The organism is uncultured Cardiobacterium sp., from assembly GCF_938028185.1.
Classification (GTDB): domain Bacteria; phylum Pseudomonadota; class Gammaproteobacteria; order Cardiobacteriales; family Cardiobacteriaceae; genus Cardiobacterium.
The window spans coordinates 1-1,451 of record NZ_CALJAH010000269.1; the positions used below are offsets into that span (position 1 = coordinate 1).

The window sequence follows — 1,451 nt, forward strand, 5'->3', positions numbered from 1 at the left end:
TGTTCGGCGGTCGTTTTGGCATCGGTGGCAAAGCGGGCGAACCCCACCCCAGCCCTCCCCCACATGGGGAGGGAGCTGTTCGGCGGTGGTTTTGGCATCGGCGGCGAAGCGGGTGAACTCACCCCAACCTTTCCCACGGCGAGAGCGTCGTTCGGTGGTGGTTTCGGCATCGGCGGCAAAGCGAGCGAACTCACCCCAATCTTTCCCACGGCGAGCGCGTCGTTCGGAGGTTGCTTCGGCATCGGCGGCAAAGCGGGCGAACTCACCCCAATCTTTCCCACGGCGAGCGCGTCGTTCGGCGGATGCAGCGCGCTATGTTTCGCCATACGCCCAATGGTTTACCGGGCCGTGGCCGTGGCCGATGTTGAGCGGGTGGGCGATGGCGGCGCTGATGTATGCCTTGGCGGTGCGGACGGCGTCCGTCAGCGTCGCCCCTTTGGCCAGTTCGGCGGTGATGCAGGCGGAGAGGGTGCAGCCGGTGCCGTGGGTGTGCGGTGTCGCGTGGCGCGGGTTGTCGAGGGTGAGGGTTTCGCCGTCGTGGAAGAGCCAGTCGCGGCAGGTGTCGCCCTCGCCGTGGCCGCCCTTGATGAGGACGGCGTGCGCGCCCTGTTGGTGCAGGATGCGCGCGGCACGGGCGATGTCCGCGTCGTCGCTGATGCGGATGCCCGCGAGTTGTTCGGCTTCGGGCAGGTTGGGGGTAATGAGGGTGGCGCGTGGCAGCAGTTCGCATTTCAGCGCGGCGATGGCGTCGCTTTGCAGCAGCGGCGCGCCGCCTTTGGCAATCATCACCGGGTCGAGTACCAGCGCGCCGAAGTTGCAGTCGCGCAGGCTGGCGGCGACGCAGGCAATCATGTCGGCGGTACCGAGCATCCCGATTTTGTGGGCGCGGATGGTGAAGTCGGCGGCAATGGCGGCGATTTGTGCGCGCACGCTGGCGGTGCTTGTCATTTCGATGTGGTTCACGCCGCAGGTGTTTTGTGCGGTGATGGCGGTGATGACGCTGGTGGCGAAGACGCCGCGCATTTGCATGGTTTTGATGTCGGCCTGGATGCCGGCGCCGCCGCCGCTGTCGGAGCCGGCGATGGTCAGTGCTTGTGGAATGGTCATGAGGCGTCTCCTTCATACAGGCGGGCGGCGCGGGCGATGTCTTCGTCGCGGATGGCGGCGAGGGCGTCGATGAGGCAGGCGGCGAAGCTGCCGCTTTGTGTGGGCGCGAGTCTGGCGGCGGCCTGTTCGCCCGCAATGGCGTAGGCGGCGCAGGCTTCGCAGGCGGCCTGGTAGTGGTCGTGCGCGGGAGCGACGGCGAGGAAGGCGCCGAGAACGGCACTGAGCAGGCAGCCGGAGGCGGTGATGCGCGGCAGGAGCGGTGTGCCATTGTCGAGGGTGGCGACGCGCTGGCCGTCGGCGATGTAGTCGCGGGCGCCGCTCAGGACGGCGATGCAGTGGTAGCG

The 1,451-nt window shown here is 67.9% G+C and carries 2 protein-coding genes and 1 pseudogene; all 3 read right to left on the reverse strand.

Annotated features, from left to right (window positions below; all coding sequences use genetic code 11):
- Positions 1 to 326, reverse strand: a pseudogene (locus tag Q0349_RS07930) (hypothetical protein); the annotation flags it as partial.
- Positions 313 to 1,107 carry a bifunctional hydroxymethylpyrimidine kinase/phosphomethylpyrimidine kinase gene (thiD, locus tag Q0349_RS07935; RefSeq protein ID WP_298080331.1) on the reverse strand — a complete coding sequence of 265 codons (795 nt, stop codon included), beginning with the start codon at positions 1,105 to 1,107 and terminating at the stop codon, positions 313 to 315. The pseudogene Q0349_RS07930 and the gene thiD, both read right to left, overlap by 14 nt.
- On the reverse strand, positions 1,104 to 1,451 hold a 348-nt coding region (locus tag Q0349_RS07940), incomplete at its 5' end, for a hydroxyethylthiazole kinase (protein WP_298080332.1). The genes Q0349_RS07940 and thiD, both read right to left, overlap by 4 nt.

What these genes read in the sequence shown, in the direction of transcription:
- thiD (WP_298080331.1), bottom strand. Translation starts at nt 1,107, where the DNA reads ATGACCATTCCACAAGCACTGACCATCGCCGGCTCCGACAGCGGCGGC.